This is a genomic window from Flavobacterium sp. H122 (genome assembly GCF_004959765.1).
In the GTDB taxonomy this organism is placed as follows: Bacteria; Bacteroidota; Bacteroidia; order Flavobacteriales; family Flavobacteriaceae; genus Flavobacterium.
The window spans coordinates 1-512 of sequence record NZ_SJZD01000038.1 but is presented as its reverse complement, the minus strand read 5'-3'; the positions used below and the strand labels follow the sequence as shown (position 1 = coordinate 512).

At 43.6% G+C, this 512-nt stretch carries 1 protein-coding gene; it reads right to left on the bottom strand.

Going from position 1 to position 512, the window contains the following annotated elements; translation table 11 throughout:
• A partial coding sequence (locus tag EZM65_RS15600) for a hypothetical protein (RefSeq protein WP_169051731.1) occupies positions 1-512 on the bottom strand: 512 nt, incomplete at both ends.

Here is a 512-nt window from a genome sequence, read left to right as displayed (position 1 = left end):
GTTACTGATACTTCTCCTCCACAAACTGAAGGTGCTTGAAGTGCTGCTATTTCAGCAGGAGTAGGTGTTTGCGTTAATCCATCACCACCTACAACCGAAAACTGCGCTTTCCAAGTATTGAAGGCTTCGTTTACTGCATTTTGATCAGCAAATGAACAAGCCGGACTGTCAACTGATTGTGGACATGTTACAGTTAAGTCGTTAGGAGGTGTTTGATTAACAGTTACTCTGGCATTGCCTGTACAGCCAGGAAATGCGGCAGATGAAGTAATAACGGTGTAAACACCGCCAACTGTAACCACTCTTGTAAGATCCTGTCCTGCCTGGTCCGCTGGAATTAGTGGACCGTTATCGTCAGTTGCATCATTAGGAGTAGGATCCGGACCGTAAAATTTAACATCAATTCCTGGATTTGGATGAGAAAGGGTAGCGGTAAGTGTTGATGATGTGACAACACAGTCTAGATCATTACTGCTTACTACTACTGCTGTAGGATCAATTGAATTACCAAA